This is a genomic window from Pseudoxanthomonas mexicana (assembly GCF_014397415.1).
In the GTDB taxonomy this organism is placed as follows: domain Bacteria; phylum Pseudomonadota; class Gammaproteobacteria; order Xanthomonadales; family Xanthomonadaceae; genus Pseudoxanthomonas_A; species Pseudoxanthomonas_A mexicana.
The window spans coordinates 2,492,845-2,515,866 of the sequence record NZ_CP060731.1; the positions used below are offsets into that span (position 1 = coordinate 2,492,845).

The following is a 23,022-nucleotide window of genomic DNA, read 5'->3' on the forward strand; positions in this document are numbered from 1 at the left end:
AGCAGTCCCTGCCGTTCTGCATGAAGCAGGTCGGCCTTTACGGCGCAGCATCCACTCGCAGCACCGGGTACAGCTGGTAGCGCTCGTCCCACGAGGGATGGCGGCGGTAGAAGAACTCCAGGCGTGCGGCAGGACTCTGCGCGAACGCCGTGTCTTCGCGCAGTCGGCGCTCGAACTCGGCTTTCACCGCGGGGTCGCGCAGCATCTCGCGTGCAACGGCTTCAGCCACGTAGTCCTCCATGTACTCCTTGCGTTCGAAGGCGTTGTTGAACCGCCCCCACGCCAGCAGCGAGTCCGGCGCCTTGGGCTCCAGCAGGGCCATCACCAAGCGCGCCCTGGGCTGGGCGATGGGGACGAACAGTGCGCCCGCGGGCGTGGCGCGGGATTCGCGCGTCCAGTCGCCCTCGACCGTGAGGCGCTGGTGGGTTTCCACCGACGCGCTCCCGAAGCTGCTTTTCGTCGCACGGAACACCTGTGCGTCGCCCTGCCACGCTTTGCCCAGCAGGCGGTACTCCACGCCATGCATCTTCAGGACGGCCGCCATCCAGGAGGCCTCAGCGGCGGGCACCAGGTAGCCCGCGCCGGGCGCTTCGATCACGATGCCCGGACGGATATCGTCCTTCAGCGGCACCTTCCATACCTGCGGCGTGGTCTCGTCGTAACGCGTCATCAGGGCGCCGGACACGTCCGACGTCGTGCGCGTGTAGGCATAGCCACGGAACTCCACGGTGCGCGCGGCAGGTGCCGCGACGTAGGTCAGCGGTTCCTGCCGGCCGCCCAGGCTGGCCGCGGCGATATCCGCCTGCTTCGCTGTGGTCAGCCATGACACCCCATCACGGGCGACGTGCTCCAGCACGGACACCACCGTGTTACGGGTGATGCGCACGCGCACCGGATACTCCTTCCATGAGTGCGTCTCCACCAGCATCGCGATGCGGTTGCGCAGCAGGAAGTAGCCATGCGAGAAGCGCGGCGGCGGCACGCCGTCCTCGAAGCCCGAGGTGGGATCGTCCTGCACCACGAAGGAGGGGTAGTAGGGCAGGGGCAGAGATCCCTGCTTCGCCAGATCGTCGATGACGCCCGTGCGCAATGCCAGGCCGGCCGTGCGCAGCCCGGCATCGCCGGCATGCACGGGCTCGACCTGGATCGAGATGTCGTGTTCGAACTGAGCGCCGTTGGTGGCGTGCAGGTCCACGGTCACCAGCGGGTCCCAGCGCTGCACCAGCTGCAGCATCGCCTGCATCTCGGGCGTGTCGGCCTTCAGGTAGTCGCGGTTGAGGTTGTAGTTCTGCGCGGTGGTGCGCCAGCCCATTTCCTTCGGCCCGCGCTGGTTGGGACGGTTCCAGGCGCCGAACCGCTCGTGGCCGTCCACGTTGAAGACGGGTACGAACACCCAGACCAGCTTGTCCAGTGCACCGTTGGCCGCCCGGCCTTCCAGTACCTCGCGCAGCGCGAGGAAGCCGGCATCCTTTCCGTCGATCTCACCGGCGTGGATGCCGCCCTGGATCAACACTACCGGCAGGCCGCGCCGCTGCGCCTGCTCCGGCGTCAAGGCGCCGCTGGTGGAGGCGACCAGGGCCTTCATCGGGCGGCCTTCGGGCGTGGTCCCGAACGTGGTGCAGCGCACGGCTTTCGGATACTGGCGTGCGAAGGCGTCGCACAGCGCGGTGACTTCCTCGTAGCGTCCGGTCTCGCTGAACCCGGATCGTTCGGCCACGGTGGTCAATGCAGACTGGGCATTCGCCGCCGATGCCAGGGCCAGCAGGAAGGAGGCGCAGAGCGGACGCAGCATGGGGAATTCCTGAACAGGGCAGGGGCGCATGATGCCCGGCAATCGCGGTCAGTCCCAGTCCCCGTTCGCCAGCGCGAGGAGTTCCGGCGGTTCGACCCTGCGCGGGCGGATACGGTAACCTTCCGGGACTTTTTCGCCGGAAGATCGGATGAGCACGACCGCAGAAGCCAGCCAGGGCCGCATGCCCCGCCAGATCCCCTACATCATCGGCAATGAGGCCTGCGAGCGGTTCAGCTTCTACGGGATGCGCAACATCCTGGTGCCGTTCCTGATCAGTTCGGTGCTGCTGGCCTATCTGCCGGACCAGGCCGCGCGCGAGGGTGCCGCCAAGGATCTTTTCCACAGCTTCGTCATCGGCGTGTACTTCTTCCCGCTGCTGGGTGGCTGGCTGTCGGACCGTTACTTTGGCAAGTACAACACCGTCCTGTGGTTCTCGCTGATCTACTGCGCCGGCCATGCGTGTCTGGCGCTGTTCGAGAGCAACGCGACAGGGTTCTACACGGGCCTGTTCCTGATCGCGCTGGGCTCGGGTGGCATCAAGCCGCTGGTGGTGACGTTCTGCGGCGACCAGTTCGACCAGAGCAACAAGAGCAAGGCGAAGGTGGTCTTCGATGCCTTCTACTGGATCATCAACTTCGGGTCGTTCTTCGCGTCGCTGCTGATGCCGCTGGTGCTGCGCAGCTGGGGTCCGGCATGGGCGTTCGGTATCCCGGGCATCCTGATGTTTATCGCGACCTTCATCTTTTGGCTAGGTCGCCACAAGTACGTCAACGTACCGCCGTCGCGCGGCAACGATCCGGACGCATTCCTCAACATCGTGCGAAGTGCGCTGATGGGCAAGGGTTTCGGGCCTGGCACGCTGGTCGCTGCCGTGGGCATGGTGGGTGCGGCGGCGATGCTGCTGCTGTGGGCGCTCAAGTTCGCGGGGGTGACGATCTGGCCCGAAGCGTGGGGCTTCGTCATCACCGCGTGCCTTGCGCTGGGCGCGATCATCGCCGGCGTCGGCTTCGGCGCCTCGCTGCAACTGGAACGCGCGCGTGGCCTGCATCCGGATGCCGCCATCGAAGGCGTGCGTTCGGTGCTGCGCATCCTGATCGTGTTCGCGCTGGTCACGCCGTTCTGGTCGCTGTTCGACCAGAAGGCGTCCACGTGGGTGATCCAGGGCAAGGCGATGGTGATCCCCCACGATCTGTGGTGGTGGCCCAGCTGGCTGGTGAAGGACGCCACCCAGATGCAGGCGTTGAATCCGCTGATGGTCATGTTGCTGATTCCCTTCAACAACCTGGTGCTGTACCCGGCGCTGCGGAAGATGGGCTTCAACGTCACCGCCCTGCGCCGGATGGGCTGGGGCATCGCCATCTCCGCGCTCTCCTGGATCGTGGCCGGCGTGCTGCAGCTGCAGATGGACGAAGGCCAGCAGGTGTCGCTGGCCTGGCAGACGCTGCCCTATCTGCTGCTGACCTTCGGTGAGGTGCTGGTGTCGGCGACGGCGCTGGAGTTTGCCTACAGTCAGGCGCCCATGGCGATGAAGGGCGTGATCATGGCCTTCTGGTACCTGACCAGCACCTTCGGCGGCCTGTGGGTGCTGCTGACCAATGCCAGCGTCCGCGACCCGGCCGTGATCGGCTGGATCCAGGCGCAGGGATGGACGGAGAACGCGTTCCTGATGTTCTTCTTCGCCGGCTTCGCCTTCGTCGCGGCGCTGGCGTTCGCGCTGTACGCCAGGACCTACCCGATGCAGGACAACTACCGCACCGCGGCCTGAGGAACACGCATGAGCGCGCCCATCACCCTGCTGCTGATCGCGGCCACCTGCGTGGTCAGCCTGGTCGCCTTCCGCACGCCATCGCTGCTGATGCGGCTGATCCTGTGGCCACCGGCGATCGACCGCCACCGCCAGTACGACCGGCTGGTGACGTACGGCTTCATCCACGCCGATTTCTGGCACCTGTTCTTCAACATGTTCACGCTGTTCTTCTTCGGCCGCCAGATCGAGGGCTGGATGGCGGCGCAGAAAGGGCCGTGGGTGTTCCCGCTGTTCTATTTCTCGGCGCTGGTGGTGTCCATCCTGCCCACTTATCTGAAGCACCAGAAGGATCCCAACTACCGCAGCCTGGGCGCGTCCGGTGCCGTGTCCGCGGTGCTGTTCGCCTTCATCCTGCTCGCGCCCTGGGCCACGATCGGCGTGTTCTTCATCCCGATGCCGGCCATCGTGTTCGCCGTGCTGTACATCGCCTACAGCATCTGGATGGACAAGCGCGGCGGAGACAACATCAACCACGGCGCACACCTGGCCGGCGCGGCTTACGGCGTGCTGTTCCTGGTGGTGATGGATGCCGGCGTGATCGGCCACTTCCTGGAAGAACTGTCGCACCCCTCGTTCGGTTAAGCGGTCCTTGTGGTTTCGCTCACCTGCGCTGAAGGTGGGCCGTGCTATCCCGACACCATGTCCCGTCCCAGGAGCAGCGCATGGCAACGGCACGCAAGGCGGTCCGCAGTCCCCAGGGCAAGAAGGCCGCCAGCAAGGCGGTGAAGAAGACCACGAAGAACGCCGTCCGCAAGACGGCGGCGACGACCTCCAAGGGCACGCCGAAGGCGGCCGGTACCGCGGCCAGGAAAGCCGTGAAGAAGGCGACGGCCGGCAAGGTCGCGAAGAAGACAGCCGCGAAGAAAACAGCCACGAAGAAGACGGCTGCGAAGACGACGACGAGGAAGACCACCGCCTCGCGAGATGATGCGCTGAAAGCCACGGGCACCCGCGTCGCCGGCAAGACTGCCCGCAAGGCGGCGAAGAAGGCGACAGGCAGCGCCTCCCGGGCGCCGGTCGCGAAAGCGAAGAAGAAAACGGCGAGCAAGGCCTCGTCCCCGGCCCGCAAGACCGCAGCGCGCAAGCGCGCAACGAAGAAGATCACGCCTGCGCGGGCGCTGGCGAATGCGCGCGCGTTGCTGGAACAGAAGCAGGAGCAAGACCGGCAGCCCGCGCCCTGGCAGCAACTCGACGACCACGATCACGGGGCTGTGCAGGGCGCTGGCTTCGCATCACCGGAAGCGGCAGGCAAGGCATTGGAATTGCACGCGGCCGAGAGCCGGATGAAGGCGATCCAGGGCAGTCTGGGTACGCAGGACCGGCGCAACCAGGGCAAGCGCGATCATCGGGGCGAATAGGGGCCTACCTTGGAGGACGCCCATGGACCCTCCGGCGTGGCCAGCGAGGGACGGGACTCCGGCGCGGCAGTCGCGCCCGAAGGCGGACCCCTGCGCCGCGCCGGAGCACCCGATGAAGACGGTGTCTAGCGGCTCAGTCCACCAGCGAGTGCACGGCGTGCACGCTGCCGACTTCGGCGCTGGAGTAGGTGGACATCAGGCGCTCGTATACGGCGTTGTTCAGGCGCTCGAACTCCCAGTCGCTGGTATGGCCCGTGACGGTGAGCTGGTACAGGCCTTCCAGCAGGGTGAAATCGCTGGCGCTGGCGACGTCGGGCAGTGCTTCGATCAGGCTCATGGTGGAACTCCCAAGTGAAGTCTATGAGCCTGCAGACGCAGCAATCGTGCCAACCTGTATTTCGCGAAACCCATCACGTTTCAGGTCCGCGAAGAATCCCTTCACAAGCATGAATGTGACGCTCAGCGTCAGTTTTGCCCGGTCCACCCTGGGCATTGGGTCACAATGCCCATGAGCCCCCTGCCACGGAGATCCCATGACCCACGACGCGCTCACCCCGGATGTGCATCACGACCCTGACGCCCGCCGCCTGCACACCCGGGTGGAAGGGCATGAGGCCGAACTGCGGTATTCGCTGCGCGGCGGCCGGATGGTCATCGACCACACCGGTGTGCCCGATGCGATCGGCGGCCGGGGCATCGCCGGCATTCTGGTGAAGGCCGCGCTGGACCTGGCGCGTGCGCGGGGCTGGCGGGTGGTGCCGGCGTGCTCGTACTCCGCCGCCTACGTCCAGCGGCATCCGGAGTACGCCGATCTGATCGAGGGCTGACCCCGCTGGAGGACGCCGGTGGCGCGCCCTAGAATGACGGCCATCACACGCGGAAGGAGCCCGAAGTGTCCCCCAGCAAGTCCCCCCCCATCCTGCGGACCGCCTGCCTGGCCCTGCTGGTCGCCAGCGCGCTGGCGGCATGCAAGCGCGAATCCGCCCCCGGCGCGCCGCCGGCGCAGGCCCCCGCCGCATCGTCACCCGCGGCCGATGCGCCGGCCGCTCCGGTAGCCCTGAAGGACGTCATCGAAACGACCGACCGCTACGTGGTGGGCATCAGTTTTCCGGCTTCGGCCAATCGCTACCCCGGCCTGGCGAAGGCGCTGTCCGACTACGCCGCCGCCGAGCGGGCCGAGTTGATGCAGGCGGTCGAAGCCTTCGGCAACGACAAGCCCAGCGCACCGTACGAGCTGTCGCTGGCCTTCGAGCAGGTGGTGGACACGCCGCAGATCGTCGCCATCGCCGCCGATGGCAGCCGCTACACCGGGGGCGCGCATGGCCAACCGCTGATCGCACGGTTCGTGTGGCTGCCGCAGCAGGACGCACGCCTGACGTCGGCTGCGCTGGTGCCCGACGCCAAGGGGTGGCAGGCCATCAGCGATTACGTGCGCGAGCAGCTGCATACGGCCGTGGTGACGCGGGCGGACGAGGACGAACTGCCCGCGGCCGATCGGGCGGCGCTGATCAAGAGCACGTTCCGGATGATCGACGAGGGCACCAAGCCTGAAGCGGGCAACTTCAGCGAGTTCGTGCCCGTGCTGGACACCGCAGGCCGCATCAGCGCGCTGCGCTTCGTGTTCCCGCCTTACCAGGTGGGCCCTTACGCGGATGGCACGCAGACCGTCGACGTGCCAGCGGCCATCCTGCTGCCCCACATCGCGCCGGAGTACGCGGGGCTGTTCGCCCGCTGAGTCCGCCATGCCGCACGTCCGCTTCGAGCACAGGATGCGATCCCTGTTGGCCGAAGCGGATGTGCGGATCGGTGGCGACCGGCCGTGGGACTTCCAGGTCCGCGATCCTCGCGTGTACGCACGCGTGCTCGGTCAGGGCTCGCTGGGTCTGGGCGAGAGCTACATGGACGGATGGTGGGACGCCGAGGCGCTGGACGGCCTGCTGACCCGCCTGCTCGATGCGCATCTGGACGAGCGGGTGCATGGGGCCGGCGAACTGTTCGATGCGCTCCGCGCCCGCCTGACCAATCTGCAGTCGCGCCGTCGCAGTGGCGAGGTGGGGCGGCGCCATTACGACCTGGGCAACGACCTGTATGCGGCCATGCTGGGTCGCCGTCTGGTGTACAGCTGCGCCTATTGGCGGAATGCGCAGGATCTGGATGCCGCACAGGAAGCCAAGCTGGACCTGGTGTGCAGGAAGCTGGGGCTGGCCCCGGGCATGCGGGTGGTCGACGTGGGATGCGGCTGGGGCGAAGCGCTGAAGTTCGCCGCCGAACGCTACGGGATCAGTGGGGTCGGTGTGACGATCTCGGTCGAGCAGGCGGACTATGCGCGTCGCCTGTGCGCCGGGCTGCCCATCGAGATCCGCCTGCAGGACTACCGCGACCTGGACGAGCGGTTCGACGCCGCGTTCTCGCTGGGCATGTTCGAACACGTGGGGGTGAAGAACTACCCGACCTTCTTCGATGTGGTCCGCCGCTGCCTGCCGGCCGATGGCCTGTTCCTGCTGCACACCATCGGCACGAACCGCTCGGTGCAGCGGACCGATCCCTGGATCGCGCGCTACATCTTCCCCAACTCGATGCTGCCGTCTGCGGCGCAGATCGCCCATGCGCTGGAAGGGCGGTTCGTGCTGGAGGATTGGCACGGCTTCGGTGCCGACTACGACCGCACGCTGCAGGCCTGGCGCCACAACGTGGAGGCCGCCTGGGACCGCCTGGATGCGCGCTACGACGCGCGCTTCCGCCGCATGTGGCGATTCTATCTGGGCGCATCGATGGCCACGTTCCGTAGCCGTCGTTCGCAGCTGTGGCAATTGGTGCTGTCGCCGCGCGGTGTGCGGGGCGGCTACGTTGCGCCGCGCTGAAGGGCCCTAAACGGAAAGGGCAGGCCGGGGCCTGCTCTTCGTGCGTGCTGCGCGGCCTTCCCGTCAGGCTGCGGGCGGCGAGGGCAGTTCGCGGGCGTTGAAGATGCGTTCGATCACTTCGGCCAGCTCGTCTTCCGAGAACGGCTTGGTCAGGTAGGCCTTGGCGCCCTGGCGCAGGCCCCACATGCGATCGGTGTCCTGGTCCTTGGTGGTCACCAGGATCACCGGGATGTGCTTGGTGGTGGCCTCGCGGCTCAAGGTGCGGGTGGCCTGGAAGCCGTTGAGGTTGGGCATCACCACGTCCATCAGGACCATGTCCGGCAGCTCGCGCTTGGCGACTTCCACGCCCGCGGCGCCGTCCTCGGCGGTGATGGATTCGTGCCCCAGTTTCTCGACGATGCGCTGGATGCCCAGCAACTGCGAGGGTGAATCGTCGACGATCAAAATCTTTGCCATGGAGTTCCCCAGTTGTCCCCGGCGTCGATTGTAGAACGTGTTCGGGACAAGACAAATGGCAAAGGCGGTCAGGCGGTGACGCCCGTCGTGCCGCGACTGCCGTTCATCCCATTCGCACGAGCGTGCGACCGAAGGAGCCGCCGGCAAGCATGGTCCGGAACACCTCCGGCAGGCCCTCCAACGTGGTTTCCCGGGTGCAGATGGTGTCCAGGTGCGCGGGCTTCCAGTCGCTGGCCAGCCGTTGCCACACCGTGTCGCGGATGTCGCGGGCGGTGCCGGCGGACGCCACGCCCAGAAGGGAGACGCCGCGGATGATGAAGGGCATCACCGTGGTCGCCAGGTCGGCGCTGGCGGCCAGTCCGGCGGTGGCTACGTTGCCGTAAGGGACGGTCTGCGCCAGCAGGCTGGCCAGCATGGGGCCGCCGACGTTGTCCAGGCCGCCGCCGAAACGGGCGGTTTCCATTGGCCGGGTGGTGGCCAGCGCGTCGCGCGGCAGGACCTTACGCGCGCCGATGGCGGTCAGATAGCCGGCATTCTCCGTTTTGCCGCTGATGGCATGCACCTCGAACCCGGCCTTGCTGAAGATGTCCACCGCCAGCGACCCCACGCCACCGGTCGCCCCGGTGACCGCCAGTGGCCCGAGGTCCGGGGTCTGCCGGTTCTCGCACATGCGGAACAGGGCCAGCGCCGCGGTGAAGCCGGCCGTGCCCAGGATCATGCTCTCACGCAGGGTGAGGCCGGAAGGGAGCGGGATGACCCACCTGGCCTCCAGCCGCGCGTACTCCGCGTACCCGCCGTCACGGGTCTCGCTCAGGCCGCAGCCCGTGACGAGCACGGCGTCGCCTTCCTTGAAGGCGGGATCGGTGGAAGCCACCACATGCCCTGCGACATCGATGCCACCCACCAGCGGGAACCGACGCAGGATCTTGCCTTCGCCCGTGCCGGCCAGCGCGTCCTTGTAGTTGACCGACGAGTAGGCGGTCTTGATGACGACTTCGCCGGGGTTCAATGCGTCCAAGGCGATGGACTCGATACCGCTGCGGTAGCCGGCGGCGTCGTTGTGGATGCGGAAGGCGGTGAAGGGGGTGGACAGGGTCATGCATGTGCTCCGTCATCCCGGCGAAAGCCGGGACCCAGTGACTTGGATTTTGCGGTCTTCACGGCACAAAAGCCAAAACATCGATGCCGACATTGGTAAGGCAGGCAGGTTCATGCGATTTCGCCATACAGATCATGCCAGTAGGGGTTCGTGTCCTCGATAAGCTCGATTTTCCAGCTTCGCTTCCACTGCTTCAGCGCCTTCTCCCGTGCGATGGCGGATTCCATCGTCTCGTGCGCCTCGTACCAGACCAACGTGTGGATGCCATAGCGGCGAGTGAAGCCGGATACCTGATCGTTCCTGTGTTGCCAGATGCGTGCGGAAAGGTTGGAGGTGACGCCAATGTAGAGCGTTCCATTGCGCTGGCTCGCCAGGATGTAGACGCATGGTGTGCGTTCTCGCATGGGGCATTCCTTGCCTGGATGAGGTCAAGGCCATCCTCCTCTTGGATGCGGTTCACCTTCAAGCCAAGTCGCTGGGTCCCGGCTTTCGCCGGGATGACGATGTCATTCATTCGCGGGTGGATGAGCCTCGCTGGTGCAGACCCGTGACGGCTACACCGTGCAGTACAGCGCACCGACCGTCCATCCCGGCGAAAGCCGGGACCCAGTGACTTCAGGTTCCGGCTGAACGCGAACCGGCACAGTGAGTGTCAGCGCAACGACTTCCGCCGCTTCTCATCCATCCACTTGTCCGCCTGGGCCGGGGTGTAGGCGCGCATCCAGGCGACCATGGCATCGAGGTCGTCGCCATGCCACAGGTCGTTGCGTTGTTCCGGGTGCAGGAAGCGTTCTTCGACCATGCGGTCGATCATGCCCATCAGCGGCGTGTAGAAGCCTTCCACGTCGAGGAAGGCGCAGGGCTTGTCGCCGATGCCGAGCTGGCGCCAGGTCAGCATCTCGAACATCTCGTCCAGCGTGCCGAAGCCGCCGGGCAGGGCGACGAAGGCGTCTGACAGGTCGAACATGCGCTTCTTGCGCTCGTGCATGTTGGCGACGACTTCCAGCCTGGTCACGCCCTTGTGCGCGACTTCCCAATTGACCAGTTGCTCGGGAATCACGCCGACCACCTCGCCGCCTGCGGCGAGCACCGCATCGGCGACGATGCCCATCAGTCCGACGTTGCCGCCGCCATAGACGAGTTGCAGGCCTTCCTTCGCGATGCGGTCGCCAAGGGCGATCGCGCGTTCGGTGTAGGCGGGCTTGCTGCCGGCGTTGGAGCCGCAGTAGACGCAGATGCTCTTCATGGTCGGGGTCCTGTGTTGCCTGTTGTCTGAAACGCAAAACGCCAGGCTTGGCCTGGCGCATGCGGATCACGGCGGCGGCCTCGCCGCCGTGCGGGCCTCAATTGGCCTTGTGGATCGCGCGCTTGTGCACGGCCATCGCGGCGTCGTGCACCGCTTCCGACAGCGACGGGTGCGCATGGCAGATGCGGGCCAAGTCGTCGGCGGAGCCCTTGAACTCCATGGTGAGCACGCCCTCGTGCACCAGCTCCGACACGTTGGCGCCGACCAGGTGCATGCCCAGCACGCGATCGGTTTCGGCGTCGGCGATGACCTTCACGAAGCCTGCGGGCTCGGCCATCGCCACGGCACGGCCCACCGCGGCGAACGGGAAGGAGCCCGCCTTGTAGGCCACGCCTTCGGCCTTGAGCTGCTGCTCGGTCTTGCCGACCCAGGCGATCTCGGGCGAGGTGTAGATGACCCACGGAATGGTGTCGAAGTTGACGTGTCCCGGCAGGCCGGCGATCAGCTCGGCGACCGCGATGCCTTCCTCAAAGCCCTTGTGCGCCAGCATCGGCCCACGCACGCAGTCGCCGATCGCCCACACGCCGTCGACGCCGGTGTGGCAATGCGCGTCCACTTCCACTTGGCCGCGTTCGTTGAGCTTGACGCCGGTGCCATCGGCCAGCAGGCCCTTGCTCGCGGCGCGGCGGCCCACGGCGACCAGCAGCTTGTCCACGGTCAGCGTCTTCTCGCCTTCGGCGTCGCTGTAGGTGACCACGACTTCCTTCTTCTTGCCCTTGCCCGTGACTTCGGTCTTCGACACCTTGGCGCCAAGGCGGATGTCGAGGCCCTGCTTCTTGAACTCGCGCGCGGCGACCTTCGACACTTCACTGTCGGCGACGGCAAGGAAATCGGGTAGGGCTTCGAGGATGGTGACCTCGGCGCCGAGGCGCTTCCATACGCTGCCCAGCTCCAGCCCGATCACGCCTGCGCCGATCACCGCCAGGCGCTTGGGAACCTCGGTGAAGTCCAGTGCGCCCACGTTGTCGACGATGTATTCGTTGTCGAACTTGGCGAACGGCAACTCGATGGAGTCCGAACCGGCGGCAAGGATGACGTTAGTGCCCTTCAGTTCGACGTCGCTGCCGTCATGCTGCTTCACCTTGACGAGGTTGCCCGGCTGCAACTGTCCGAAGCCGTAGTACGCGGTCACCTTGTTGGCCTTGAACAGCTGCGCGATGCCGCCGGTGAACTGCTTCACGATCGCGTCCTTGCGGCCGACCATGGTGCCGACATCGATCTTCGCGTCCTTGACGCTGATGCCGTGCTGTTCGAACTGGTGGGTCAGGTTGTGGTACTGGTGCGAGGAATCCAGCAGCGCCTTGGACGGGATGCAGCCGACGCGCAGGCAGGTGCCGCCGAGCGCGGGCTTGCCGTCCTTGCCCAGCGCGGCATCGATGCACGCGACCTTCATGCCCAGCTGCGCGGCGCGGATGGCGGCGTGGTAGCCGGCCGGACCGGCACCGATGACGACGACGTCGAATTGTTCAGCCATTTCAGTGTCCTTTGCCTTGTGCGTCCGTCAGCGGACGGTGGCAGTGTCTCGTGGAAGGAAATGGGGCCCCGCAGGGCCCCTTTCCAGCTCCCCGGGGGGAGCCGCAGCGGATTACATACCGAGAAGCATGCGGTGCGGGTTTTCCAGCTGGTTCTTGATGTCCACCAGGAACAGCACCGCGTCCTTGCCGTCGATGATGCGGTGGTCGTAGGACAGCGCGATGTACATCATCGGCGCGGCGACGACCTGGCCGTTCTCGACGATGGCGCGGTCCTTGATGGCGTGCATGCCCAGGATGGCGCTCTGCGGCGGGTTGACGATGGGCGTGGACATCAGCGAACCGAAGGTGCCGCCGTTGGTGATGGTGAAGGTGCCGCCCTGCAGGTCTTCCAGGCCCAGCTTGCCGTCGCGCGCCTTCTTGGCGTATTCGGCGATGCCCTTCTCGATGTCGCCGAAGCCCATGCGCTCGACGTTGCGCAGCACCGGCGTCACCAGGCCCTTGTCCGTGGACACGGCGATCGAGATGTCGGCATAGCCGTGATAGATGATGTCGTTGCCGTCGACCGAGGCGTTGATGATCGGATGGCGCTGCAGCGCGTTGGCCGCGGCCTTGGCGAAGAAGCTCATGAAGCCCAGCTTGATGCCGTTGGCCTTCACGAAGTCGTCCTGCAACTCCTTGCGCATTTCCATGACCTTGGCCAGGTTGACCTCGTTGAACGAGGTCAGCATGGCGATGGAGTTCTTGGACTGCATCAGGCGCTCGGCGATGCGGGTGCGGATGCGGGTCATCGGGACGCGCTCTTCCGGACGCGCGCCGCCGGACACGCCGGCGGTCTTGCCGCTGGCGTAGTTGACCAAGTCTTCCTTGGTCACGGCGCCGCGGCGACCGGTGCCTTCCACGGCGGCCGGATCGATGCCCTGGGTGATGGCAGTGAAGCGGGCGCCCGGGGGCAGCGCGTCGGCGCCGGCCGGTGCGGGCTTGGTGCTGGCCGGGGCGGCCGCGTCGGCCTTGGCGGCGTCGGCCTTCGGCTGCACTTCCTGGGCGCCGGCGGCCGGCTTCTTTTCCTCTGCGGCGGGGGCGGGTGCCGCGGCGGCCGCGCCTTCCTCGATGATCGCCAGCAGCTGCTGGCTGGTCACCGTGTCGCCTTCCTTGAACTTGATCTCCTTCAGCACGCCGTCGACGGGCGAGGGCACTTCCAGCACGACCTTGTCGGTTTCCAGGTCCATCAGGTTCTCGTCGCGCTTGACCGCGTCGCCCACCTTCTTGTGCCAGGCGGCGATGGTGGCGTCGGAGACGGACTCGGGAAGAACCGGAACTTTGACTTCAGTGGCCATGGGATGGGGCGTCCTGGTGTTGTTGTTGTTCGTTGGAAAAGGGCGGGCTTATTCGGCGACGTGGTCGGCGCCGAGCTTGTTGACCAGCGCGTCGGCGACCAGTTTCAGCTGCTCCTCCACGTGCTCGGCGAAATGGCCGGCGGCGGGCGAGGGCGAGCGCGGACGGCCCGCGTAGTGCAGCGTCTGCTTGTCGGCCAGGCAGGCCTGCAGGTGATGCTTGATCTGGTACCACGCGCCCTGGTTCTGCGGCTCTTCCTGGCACCACACGACCTCGGTGGCCTTGCCGTAGCGCTTCAGTTCGGCGGTCAGCTGCTCGCGCGGGAACGGGTAGAGCTGCTCGACGCGCAGGAGGGCCACGTCGTCCTGGCCGCGCTTCTGCGCGTCTTCCAGCAGGTCGTAGTAGACCTTGCCCGAGCACGCGACGACCCGCTTGACCTTCTTCGCATCGGCGGTGGCGTCGGGAATCAGGTGCTGGAACTCGCCATTGGCCAGTTCATCCAGCGTGGACACCGCCAGCTTGTGGCGCAGCAGCGACTTCGGCGTCATCACCACCAGCGGCTTGCGGGTGGTCATGCGCATCTGGCGACGGAGCATGTGGTAGGCCTGCGCCGGCGTGGTCGGCACGCAGACCAGCATGTTCTCCAGCGCGCACAGCTGCAGGAAACGCTCCAGGCGCGCCGAGCTGTGCTCCGGACCCTGGCCTTCGTAGCCATGCGGCAGCAGCAGGGTCAGGCCGCTGATGCGGCCCCACTTGGCTTCGCCGGCGGCGATGAACTGGTCGATCACCACCTGCGCGCCATTGGCGAAATCGCCGAACTGCGCTTCCCAGATGCACAGGGTGTTGGGATCGGTAGTGGAGAAGCCGTACTCGAACGCCATCACCGCCTCCTCGCTGAGCAGCGAGTCGATGACGGTGGCCTGCTCGGGCTGCTCCACCAACTGGCGCAACGGCAGGTAGTAGCTGTCGGTCTTCTGGTCGTGCAGGATCGCGTGACGGTGGAAGAACGTGCCGCGCCCGGCGTCCTGGCCCACCAGGCGCAGGCCGTGGCCTTCGGCCAGCAGGGTGGCGTAGGCCAGGTTCTCGGCGAACCCCCAGTCTGCCGGCAGCTCGCCGGCGGCCATCTTCACGCGGTCTTCGTAGATCTTGGCCACGCGCGGGTGCAGCGCGACGCCTGCCGGGATGGTGGTGATGATCTTGGCCAGCGAATCCAGCGCCTTGCGCTTGACCTTCGTGTCGACGGGGTCGCTGAGCTTGCCGGACACATAGCGCGACCAGTCGATCGCCAGCTCGTCGCTCTTCTGCTTGGCCAGTTCGGTCGTGTAGTCGCCCGAGTCAAGCTTGTTGCGGAATGCGTCGGCCAGCGCCTTGCCGCCGTCGGCGGGAATCACGCCCGCCTCTTCCAGCCTGGCGGCGTACATCTCGCGCGCGGTGGCGTGCTTGCGGATGGTCTGGTACATGACCGGCTGGGTCGCGGCCGGCTCGTCGGCTTCGTTGTGGCCGTGGCGGCGGTAGCACACCAGGTCGATCACCACATCCTTCTTGAACTGCTGGCGGAAGTCGTAGGCCAGCTGCGCCACGAAGACCACCGCTTCCGGATCGTCGCCGTTCACGTGGAAGACCGGCGCGCCGACCATCTTGGCCACGTCGGTGCAGTACAGCGTGGAACGCGCGTCTTCCTTGTTGCTGGTGGTGAAGCCGATCTGGTTGTTGATGACGATGTGCAGCGTGCCGCCCACGGCGAAACCGCGCGCCTGCGACATCTGGAACAGTTCCATCACCACGCCCTGGCCCGCGAACGCGGCGTCGCCGTGCATGATGATCGGCAGCACGGCCTGGCGCGCGGCGTCGTTGCGGCGCTCCTGGCGCGAGCGGGCGCTGCCGGCCACCACGGGGTCGACGATTTCCAAGTGCGACGGATTGAAGGCCAGCGCCAGGTGCACCGGACCGCCCGGGGTGGCGATGTCGGCCGAGAAGCCCATGTGGTACTTCACGTCGCCGGCGTGCGCCAGGCTGTTGTCGTGCTCGAACTTGCCCTCGAACTCGTCGAACAGCTTGCGCGGGTTCTTGCCCAGCGTGTTGACCAGCACGTTCAGGCGGCCACGGTGGGCCATGCCGATCACGATGTCCTTCACGCCGCCCTCGCCGGCGCGACGGATGGTCGTGTCCAGCAGCGGAATGAGCGCGTCGCCGCCTTCCAGCGAGAAGCGCTTCTGGCCCACGTACTTGGTGTGCAGGTAACGCTCCAGGCCCTCGGCGGCCGTCAGGCGCTCGAGGGTGCGGCGCTTGGCCTCGTCCGACAGGCCGAACTGGCCGCCCGCGGTTTCAAGGCGCTGGTACAGCCACTGGCGCTGCTCGACCTCGGGGATGTGCATGAACTCCACGCCGATCGGGCCGGTGTAGGTGGCCTTCAGGCGGGCCAGCAGATCGCGCAGCTTCATGCGCGAATGACCACCGACGTTGCCGGTGCTGAACTCGCTGTCGAGATCGCGTTCGGACAGGTTGTGGAACGCCAGGTCCAGGTCGGGCGGATTGACCGGCGGGGTCAGGCCCAGCGGATCGAGCTGTGCGCCCAGGTGGCCACGTGAGCGGTAGGCGGTGATCAGACGGCCGATGTTGCGCTCGCGTTCGTCGCCGCCGCCGGTCACGACATGGCCGTTGTTGGCGGCCTGGCGCGCGGCGTCGGTGATCTGCTGGATGACCACCGAGTGGGGGACGTCCCCGGCCTCGCGACCCTTGAAGCCGTCGAAGTAGGCCTTCCACTTGGGACCCACGCTGTCCGGGGCGACGAGGTACTGCTCGTACAGGTCTTCGACGTAGGAGGCGTTGCCGCCATTGAGCTGCGAGGATTGCGCGAACTGCTTCAGGAGATTGTCCACGATGGCGATGGCGTGCTGTGGGGTAGTCGAGGGGCGCTTGCGGTCCATGTCGCGCAATGTCTCGGCGACATGGACGAAAACCGGGAAATTATACCCCCATGCCGGGAAGGGGGCGTAACCGGATTGGACTAAAGGCGCAGGCTGCCCGCGCCGCGGGACCCGCGATCAGAGGCCGAGCGCGCGGTATTCGGAGACCGGACGCGCGCGTTCCCACATCTGGGTGAACTCCTCGCGCAGCTGCCGTGCACGCCCGGCATGTTCCTGGCCGGCTTCGCCATCGAAGCGGTGGCCCAGCGGCCGGTAGTAGTAGCCATGGTCGTCGTTGGCGACGAAGGCGGCGGCATAGGGCAGGTCCACCGGGTCCTGCACTTCGCGGAAGCCGAAGACGCTGGGCAGGCGCTGGGCCAGGCCGATCAGCGGGGCCAACGCGTGCTGGGGCGCGGCCGCGTCCTGCAACAGGATCTGGACCTGCACGCCGGTTCGGTGCGTGGCGAACCGGCGCAGCGCCTCCATCACCGGCGGGGCATCCCACAGGCCAGGATCGAGGGCGCGGCTGTAGATCGCCAGTGCGCGGCGGGCCTGCACGATGATGGCGGTGGTGATGGCGACGGCTTCTGCCCGGTGGGCGATGGTGGCCGTGGCGCCCAGCACCCGGCGCATGCCCTGGTGCTCGATACCGGCTTCGAAGAAACGCTCGCCCTCGGGCAGGAACCCTTGGCGGGCATAGAACCCTTCGGCTCCCACCTGTGCGTGCAGGGACACCGCCGGCCACTGGCGTCGGCGGGCCTCGGCCAGCAGCGCGAGCAGCAAGGCCTCGCCCACGCCCCGACCGCGCCAGGCCGACAGCACGGCCATGCGGCCGATCCGGTGGTCGGGGGTGAGCCGGGCGGTGCCGATGGGCTGGCCTTCGGCGTTGCGGGCGATCACGTGATGGCACAGCGGGTCCAGCGCATCCCGTTCGAGGTCGCGCGGAACGCCCTGTTCCTCCACGAACACCGCTTCGCGGACCCGGCGGAGATCGTCCTGTGCGGCGGTGTAGTCGACCGCCTCGACGCGATAGTCGGCCGTGCTCACGACTGCGTGTCCCCGGCGCCTGGCTCGTCATCGTCGAGGGCGAGCTGGTAGTGGCCCTGCGCGGCGAGCGCCATGACGGCATCGCGGCCGGCGTCGCTGAGCGATGCGTAGGCCTCGCCATCAATCGACTCGGCGGCTGCGAGCAGGCGGGCATCCTTCACCGGCATCACATGGTCCACGCCACTGCAGAACAGCGTGGCCTGCGTGCGGCGGCGGCGCCAGGCGAACCGGGAAAAAGGGTGCCGGAGCAGGCGGGCGCCCTGCTGCAGGTCCCATTCCAGTTCGATGCGTGACGGCGCCTCGGGGCCCGGCATCACGTCGCCGGACGCCCGGTAGGTGGTGATGAAGCGGCCGAACCAGTCGCCCAGCCGGTCCGGGTCGTTCATCCGCAGGGCATTCAGCGCCTCCACCACGCGTTCCATGGCGCGGGCGTCGATCTCGTAATGGTCCTGGGGCGCGGTCAGGTCCTCGTCGTGGTAGCGCACGGCCTCGTCCGCATCGGCGACGAGGGTGTCCAGGTAGTCGGCGATCAGTTCCGCCGACGACGGTGCGCGCATGCCCACCGAGAAAGTCAGGCACGGGTTCTCCGCCACGCCATGGTGCGGGACCAACGGCGGCAGGTACAGCATGTCGCCGGGCGACAGCACCCATTCGTGGGTCGGGGCGAACCGCTGCAGCAGCTTGATCGCCACGTCCTCCTGGAAGGCTAGGTCCGGCGCCGGCTTCCCGAGCGCCACGCTGGCGTCGATCATCCAGCGGCGCTCGCCCTGTGCCTGCAGCAGGAACACGTCGTAGTGGTCCACGTGGGCGCCCACCGAGCCGCCGGTGGCCGCGAAGCTGATCATGATGTCGTCCACCCGCCAGCGCGGCAGGAAACGGAACTGCGCCAGCAGTTCGCGTACATCGGCATCCCACTTGTCCACGTCCTGCACCAGCAGGGTCCAGTCGTGGTCGGGCAGGCCGGGGAAATCCTCTTCCTGGAACGGGCCGGTGCGCACGTCCCAGGCCCCGGTGGCGCGATCCAGGCTGATCATCCGCGCCAGCACGCCCTCTTCGCAGGCCAGGCCGGCCAGGTCTTCCGGCTGCACGGGCGTTTCGAAGCCGGGAAAGGCGTTCCTGATCAGCAGTGGCCGCTTGTGCCAGTAGTCGCGCAGGAAGCGCTCGGCCGGCATGCCCAGCGGATGTTCGCGCGTGGCGACGATCTCGAAGGGCAGGGCGGCGGTGCGGGACGGGTTCTTCTTCATGGTGTGGGATCCGCGCAGCGTCACGCCGCGCATGGGAAAGGGAGGCCAGCGTGGCGGGGTACGCCGCGCGGGGCATTGATGCGCATCAAGGCCGCGCGCCGCCGGCGGGGGAGGTGGCGGCTTCCTCGGCCAGGCGCTTCTCCAGCCGCTGCATCGCGCCCTGCGCGTAGCGGCGGCAGGCACTGGTGTCCATCAGCGGCGCGGCGGCCCTCGGGCCGATCCGGTTCCACAGGCCGCTCGCCGAGGGATGCGGCGTGACCAGGATCTCGCAGTCGAGCCCTGCGATCCGTGCGAGGGTGTCGCGGAATGCCGCCAGGTAGCCGGGATGCGCGGCGTCGTCGCTGTAGCGGAACACGTCGTCCGAGATCGCCGTCAGGCTGTCGGCGTAGACCATCTGGCGACAGTCGTCGCCTTCGCAGGAGCGCCAGGTCCAACTGGTGCCTCCCGGGGTGTGGCCAGGCGAGGCGACCGCCGTCAGGGCCAGCGGACCGACGCTCACCACGCCGTCGTCGGCCAGGGCGACGATGTTGGCGACCGGCGCGATGGGTTCGGCCACCTCGAACTGCGGGTCGGTGCGGTCCGGCAGGCCGCGCTTCAACGTGTCGACCGCGGGCGCGCGCGCATACACCGGTGCGCCCGTGGCCTTCTGCAGTTCGGCGAGGCTGCCGGCATGGTCGAAATGCTCGTGCGAGAACACGATGGCCCGTACGTCCTCCGGCCTGAAACCGAGTGCGCGGATGTTGGCCAGGATCTGCGGGCCCGCCTGCGGCGTGGCGGCATCGACCAGGATATGGCCCGCGTCGGAAGTGACCAGCAGCGCACTGATGCCGCAGGTGCCGACGTACCAGGTGTTGCCATACACCTTCAGGGGCGTTGCCGGATCGTTCCAGCCCGCATCGTCGGCGCAGCCCCTGGAGGCAGGCGCATCGGAGGCGAGGGCTGTGGATGAGAGGGCGAGGGCGACTACGCTGCCCAGCAGGGTGAAGCGACGTTTCATGTGGCGATCTCGTCGTAGCCGCGATTGACGAACTGCAGCAGGCACCAGCCATGGCCCCAGGGATCGGCCAGGCGGACGATGCGGCCCCAGTCCGTGTCGCGAATGTCGGTTTCCTGCACCAGGCCAGCCTGCAGGGCACGGTCGAGGGCAGGTTCAAGGTGATCCACCACCACGTCCAGGTGCACCGGCGTCCAGTGGCGGATGTAATCGCGGCGCGCATCGGCGGCGGCGGTGGAGCCGGCCGCGTTCTGCAGCAGGTAGATCGGTGCCTGCGCCCCCAGCAGTTCGACGCCACCTTCACCGAAACGGCGCCCGGCGGTCAGCCCGAAGGCACGCGTATACAGCGCCTGGGCGGCCGGCAGGTCGGGTACGTCGATGTTGATCAGCAGATGCATCGCCGTACCCGCCTCCGAGGTCAGATGCCGCGTGCGAGACGCTCGGCCAGGCCGGTATAGCTGCCCGGCGTCATGTCCCGCAGGCGCTGCTTGGCGTCCGCCGGCAGGTCCAGCGATTCGATGAAGGCGCGCATCGAATCCGCCGTGATGCCCTGGCCGCGCGTCAGCGCCTTCAGCTGTTCGTACGGGTTGGGCAGGCCGTGACGGCGCATCACGGTCTGCACGGCCTCAGCCAGTACTTCCCAGGCGGCGTCGAGGTCGGCGTCCAGGCGCTGCGGGTTCACTTCCAGCTTGCCCAGGCCCTTGGCCAGGGAATCCAGCGCCACCTGGGTGTGGCCGAACGCCGTGCCGAGTGCACGCAGCACGGTGGAGTCGGTGAGATCGCGCTGCCACCGGCTGATCGGCAGCTTGGCGCTGAAGTGTTCGAGCAACGCGTTGGCGATGCCGAAGTTGCCCTCGGCGTTCTCGAAGTCGATCGGGTTGACCTTGTGCGGCATGGTGGAGCTGCCGACTTCGCCTTCCTTGAGCTTTTGCTTGAAGTAGCCCAGCGAGATGTAGCCCCAGATGTCGCGGGCCAGGTCGATGAGGATGGTGTTCGCGCGGCGCGCGGCATCGCCGATCTCGGCCACGTTGTCGTGCGGCTCGATCTGGGTGGTGTACGGGTTGAACACCAGGCCCAGGCCTTCGACGAAGCGCTGGGCGAAGGCCGGCCAGTCGACGTCCGGGTAGCTGGCCACGTGGGCGTTGTAGTTGCCGACCGCGCCATTGATCTTGCCGGTCAGCTCCACCGCGGCGATCTGAGCGCGCTGGCGCTCCAGGCGGGCCACGACGTTGGCGATCTCCTTGCCCAGCGTGGTCGGCGAGGCGGTCTGGCCGTGCGTGCGCGACAGCATGGGTTGCGCGGCCTGCGCGTGGGCCAGTGCGCGCAGAGTGGATGCGACGCCGTCCAGCGAAGGCAGCAGCACCTCGCGGCGCGCCTGTTCCAGCATCAGGCCGTAGGACAGGTTGTTGATGTCCTCGCTGGTGCAGGCGAAATGGACGAACTCCAGCGCGGGCGCGAGCTCGGCGTCGTCCTTCAGCTGCTCCTTGATGAAGTACTCCACTGCCTTGACGTCATGGTTGGTGGTGCGCTCGATCTCCTTGACGCGGGCGGCGTGGGCCACGCTGAAGCCGTCGGCCAGCGCCCGCAAGCGCGCTTTCGCCCCTTCGGAGAAGGCGGCCAGTTCGGTGATGCCCGGCTCCGCGGCCAGCGCCAGCAGCCACTCGACTTCCACCTTCACGCGGGCGCGGATCAGGCCGTACTCCGAGAAGATGGGGCGCAGCGCGTCGACCTTGCCGGCATAGCGGCCGTCGAGCGGAGAGAGGGCGAGCAGGGACGAATCCGACATGGGCGGGGCAGGGGGCTGGAAGGGAGCGTTCCATTTTACCCCGGGAAGGCACCCCACCGGCCTGGCGTATCCTGTCGCTCCGCCAGCCACCGGCCTTCGCCGGCGCGCAAGCCGTGAAATCCTTCAAGGAGACGGTGATGACCAGCAAGAAGACGGCGGGCCGCACCCGCGTCGAGCACGACAGCATGGGCGAACTGCAGGTGCCCGCGGAAGCCCTGTGGGGCGCGCAGACACAGCGGGCCGTGCAGAACTTCCCGATCTCCGGACGGCCGATGCCGCGTGGCTTCATCCGCGCCCTGGGCCTGGTGAAAGCGGCGGCGGCCGAAGTCAATGCAGGCCTGGGCCTGCTGCCCAAGGGCGTCGCCAAGGCCGTGCAGACGGCCGCGAACGAGGTCGCGCGCGGTGAGCACGACGCGCATTTCCCGATCGATGTCTACCAGACCGGCTCCGGCACGTCGTCCAACATGAACGCCAACGAGGTCATCGCCACCCTCGCTTCTCGCGCAGGGAAAGCGCAGGTGCACCCGAACGACCACGTCAACCTCGGCCAGAGCTCCAACGACGTCATCCCGACGGCGATTCGGGTGGCGGCCCAACTTGCCGCGGTCGAAGACCTGCTGCCGGCCATCGGGCACCTGCGCAAGACCGTCGATGCGAAGGGCCGGGCGCTGGGCAAGGTGGTGAAGACCGGCCGGACCCATCTGATGGATGCCATGCCGCTGACCTTCGGTCAGGAGTTCTCGGCGTGGTCGGCGCAGCTGGCATCGGCACAGGCGCGCATCGAGGACACGCTCAAGCGGGTGCGCCGGCTGCCGCTGGGCGGTACCGCTATCGGCACCGGCATCAATGCCGATCCCCGCTTCGGCGCGCGCGTCGCGAAGGCGCTGTCCGCCGCCACCGGCACGCGCTTCGAAAGCGCCGCCAACAAGTTCGAGGGGCTGGCCGCGCAGGACGATGCCGTGGAACTGTCCGGCCAGCTCAGTGCGCTGGCCGTCGCCCTGACCAAGATCGCCAACGACCTGCGCTGGATGAACTCCGGACCGCTGGCGGGGCTGGGCGAGGTCGAACTGCCCGCGTTGCAGCCCGGCAGTTCGATCATGCCGGGCAAGGTGAACCCGGTGATTCCCGAAGCCACCGTGATGGTCTGTGCGCAGGTGATGGGCTACCACACCGCGGTGACGGTGGCGGGGCAGACCGGCAATTTCCAGCTCAACGTCACCCTGCCGCTGATCGCACACAACCTGCTGGACGCGATGCAGCTGCTGTCGAACGTGTCACGGCTGCTGGCCGACGACTGCATCGCCGGCCTGAGGGTGCGCGAAGCGCGGGTGAAGGAAGCGCTGGACCGCAACCCGATCCTGGTCACCGCGCTCAACCCGGTGATCGGTTACGAAAAGGGCGCCGCCATCGCCAAGCAGGCCTACAAGCAGAACCGGCCGGTGCTGGAGGTCGCGCGCGAGATCACGGGGCTGCCGGACAAGACGCTCAAACCGCTGCTGGATCCTGCCGTGCTCGCCAAGGGCGGCATCCACGGCAAGGCGGGCGGCGGGGGCGGCTGA

Annotated in this window: 21 protein-coding genes; 7 read left to right on the forward strand and 14 right to left on the reverse strand. The window is 67.4% G+C overall.

Annotated features, from left to right (window positions below; all coding sequences use genetic code 11):
• Positions 1-37 precede the first annotated feature (37 nt).
• Entirely contained in the window at positions 38-1,792 is a 1,755-nt protein-coding gene (locus IAE60_RS11745; RefSeq protein ID WP_187572389.1) for a M14 family metallopeptidase, read from the reverse strand.
• A gap of 148 nt (positions 1,793-1,940) precedes the next feature.
• Between IAE60_RS11745 and IAE60_RS11750 the strand changes: the two genes are divergently transcribed.
• The 3 genes from IAE60_RS11750 to IAE60_RS11760 all read left to right on the forward strand — a co-directional run bounded on the left by IAE60_RS11750 (position 1,941) and on the right by IAE60_RS11760 (position 4,957).
• The gene (locus tag IAE60_RS11750) at positions 1,941-3,557 is read left to right on the forward strand and encodes a POT-type proton-dependent oligopeptide transporter (protein ID WP_187572390.1); all 1,617 of its coding nucleotides are present in this window, start codon (positions 1,941-1,943) and stop codon (positions 3,555-3,557) included.
• Between the two features lie 9 nt (positions 3,558-3,566).
• Positions 3,567-4,181 carry a rhomboid family intramembrane serine protease gene (locus IAE60_RS11755; RefSeq protein ID WP_187572391.1) on the forward strand — a complete coding sequence of 205 codons (615 nt, stop codon included), beginning with the start codon at positions 3,567-3,569 and terminating at the stop codon, positions 4,179-4,181.
• A gap of 140 nt (positions 4,182-4,321) precedes the next feature.
• The gene (locus IAE60_RS11760) at positions 4,322-4,957 is read left to right on the forward strand and encodes a hypothetical protein (RefSeq protein WP_187572392.1); all 636 of its coding nucleotides are present in this window, start codon (positions 4,322-4,324) and stop codon (positions 4,955-4,957) included.
• A gap of 133 nt (positions 4,958-5,090) precedes the next feature.
• On the opposite strand, the gene IAE60_RS11765 is transcribed toward IAE60_RS11760, so the two are convergent.
• Positions 5,091-5,294: a hypothetical protein gene (locus tag IAE60_RS11765; protein WP_162108790.1), complete on the reverse strand. Its 204-nt coding sequence runs from the start codon at positions 5,292-5,294 to the stop codon at positions 5,091-5,093.
• Positions 5,295-5,490: 196 nt separating this feature from the next.
• Between IAE60_RS11765 and IAE60_RS11770 the strand changes: the two genes are divergently transcribed.
• The 3 genes from IAE60_RS11770 to cfa all read left to right on the forward strand — a co-directional run bounded on the left by IAE60_RS11770 (position 5,491) and on the right by cfa (position 7,818).
• A complete protein-coding gene (locus IAE60_RS11770) occupies positions 5,491-5,784 on the forward strand; it encodes a GNAT family N-acetyltransferase (protein WP_187572393.1) in 294 nt (97 codons plus the stop codon).
• 65 nt (positions 5,785-5,849) lie between these two features.
• Positions 5,850-6,692 carry a DUF3298 and DUF4163 domain-containing protein gene (locus IAE60_RS11775; RefSeq protein ID WP_244966560.1) on the forward strand — a complete coding sequence of 281 codons (843 nt, stop codon included), beginning with the start codon at positions 5,850-5,852 and terminating at the stop codon, positions 6,690-6,692.
• 34 nt (positions 6,693-6,726) lie between these two features.
• Entirely contained in the window at positions 6,727-7,818 is a 1,092-nt protein-coding gene (cfa, locus tag IAE60_RS11780) for a cyclopropane fatty acyl phospholipid synthase (protein ID WP_425504425.1), read from the forward strand.
• Positions 7,819-7,881: 63 nt separating this feature from the next.
• Here cfa and pilH read toward each other — a convergent pair whose 3' ends face one another.
• The 12 genes from pilH to purB form a co-directional block, all read right to left on the reverse strand.
• Positions 7,882-8,274 carry a twitching motility response regulator PilH gene (gene pilH / locus IAE60_RS11785; protein ID WP_162108793.1) on the reverse strand — a complete coding sequence of 131 codons (393 nt, stop codon included), beginning with the start codon at positions 8,272-8,274 and terminating at the stop codon, positions 7,882-7,884.
• Positions 8,275-8,377: 103 nt separating this feature from the next.
• Positions 8,378-9,373: a YhdH/YhfP family quinone oxidoreductase gene (locus IAE60_RS11790; RefSeq protein WP_187572395.1), complete on the reverse strand. Its 996-nt coding sequence runs from the start codon at positions 9,371-9,373 to the stop codon at positions 8,378-8,380.
• 110 nt (positions 9,374-9,483) lie between these two features.
• Complete coding sequence (locus tag IAE60_RS11795; protein ID WP_187572396.1) at positions 9,484-9,777, reverse strand: GIY-YIG nuclease family protein; 294 nt, start codon at positions 9,775-9,777, stop codon at positions 9,484-9,486.
• A 248-nt stretch (positions 9,778-10,025) separates the two neighbouring features.
• On the reverse strand, positions 10,026-10,619 hold the full coding sequence (locus IAE60_RS11800) for an LOG family protein (protein WP_162108796.1): 594 nt from the start codon (positions 10,617-10,619) through the stop codon (positions 10,026-10,028).
• 97 nt (positions 10,620-10,716) lie between these two features.
• Positions 10,717-12,153 (reverse strand): dihydrolipoyl dehydrogenase, encoded by a 1,437-nt coding sequence (gene lpdA / locus IAE60_RS11805; RefSeq protein ID WP_187572397.1) that lies wholly within the window; start codon positions 12,151-12,153, stop codon positions 10,717-10,719.
• 111 nt (positions 12,154-12,264) lie between these two features.
• Positions 12,265-13,488, reverse strand: coding sequence for a dihydrolipoyllysine-residue succinyltransferase (sucB, locus tag IAE60_RS11810; RefSeq protein WP_185895982.1), 1,224 nt, complete (start codon positions 13,486-13,488; stop codon positions 12,265-12,267).
• A 48-nt stretch (positions 13,489-13,536) separates the two neighbouring features.
• The gene (locus IAE60_RS11815) at positions 13,537-16,365 is read right to left on the reverse strand and encodes a 2-oxoglutarate dehydrogenase E1 component (RefSeq protein WP_338052646.1); all 2,829 of its coding nucleotides are present in this window, start codon (positions 16,363-16,365) and stop codon (positions 13,537-13,539) included.
• Between the two features lie 165 nt (positions 16,366-16,530).
• The gene (locus tag IAE60_RS11820; RefSeq protein ID WP_187572399.1) at positions 16,531-17,439 is read right to left on the reverse strand and encodes a GNAT family N-acetyltransferase; all 909 of its coding nucleotides are present in this window, start codon (positions 17,437-17,439) and stop codon (positions 16,531-16,533) included.
• Entirely contained in the window at positions 17,436-18,683 is a 1,248-nt protein-coding gene (locus IAE60_RS11825) for a ribosomal protein uL16 3-hydroxylase (protein ID WP_187572400.1), read from the reverse strand. The genes IAE60_RS11820 and IAE60_RS11825 overlap by 4 nt, the downstream gene beginning before the upstream one ends.
• A gap of 85 nt (positions 18,684-18,768) precedes the next feature.
• Entirely contained in the window at positions 18,769-19,680 is a 912-nt protein-coding gene (blaAIM, locus tag IAE60_RS11830; protein ID WP_187572401.1) for an AIM family subclass B3 metallo-beta-lactamase, read from the reverse strand.
• Positions 19,677-20,075 (reverse strand): VOC family protein, encoded by a 399-nt coding sequence (locus IAE60_RS11835; protein WP_187572402.1) that lies wholly within the window; start codon positions 20,073-20,075, stop codon positions 19,677-19,679. Before IAE60_RS11835 ends, blaAIM begins: the two co-directional genes overlap by 4 nt.
• Positions 20,076-20,095: 20 nt before the next feature.
• Entirely contained in the window at positions 20,096-21,463 is a 1,368-nt protein-coding gene (purB, locus tag IAE60_RS11840; protein ID WP_187572403.1) for an adenylosuccinate lyase, read from the reverse strand.
• A 137-nt stretch (positions 21,464-21,600) separates the two neighbouring features.
• Between purB and IAE60_RS11845 the strand changes: the two genes are divergently transcribed.
• Positions 21,601-23,022 (forward strand): class II fumarate hydratase, encoded by a 1,422-nt coding sequence (locus tag IAE60_RS11845; RefSeq protein WP_187572404.1) that lies wholly within the window; start codon positions 21,601-21,603, stop codon positions 23,020-23,022.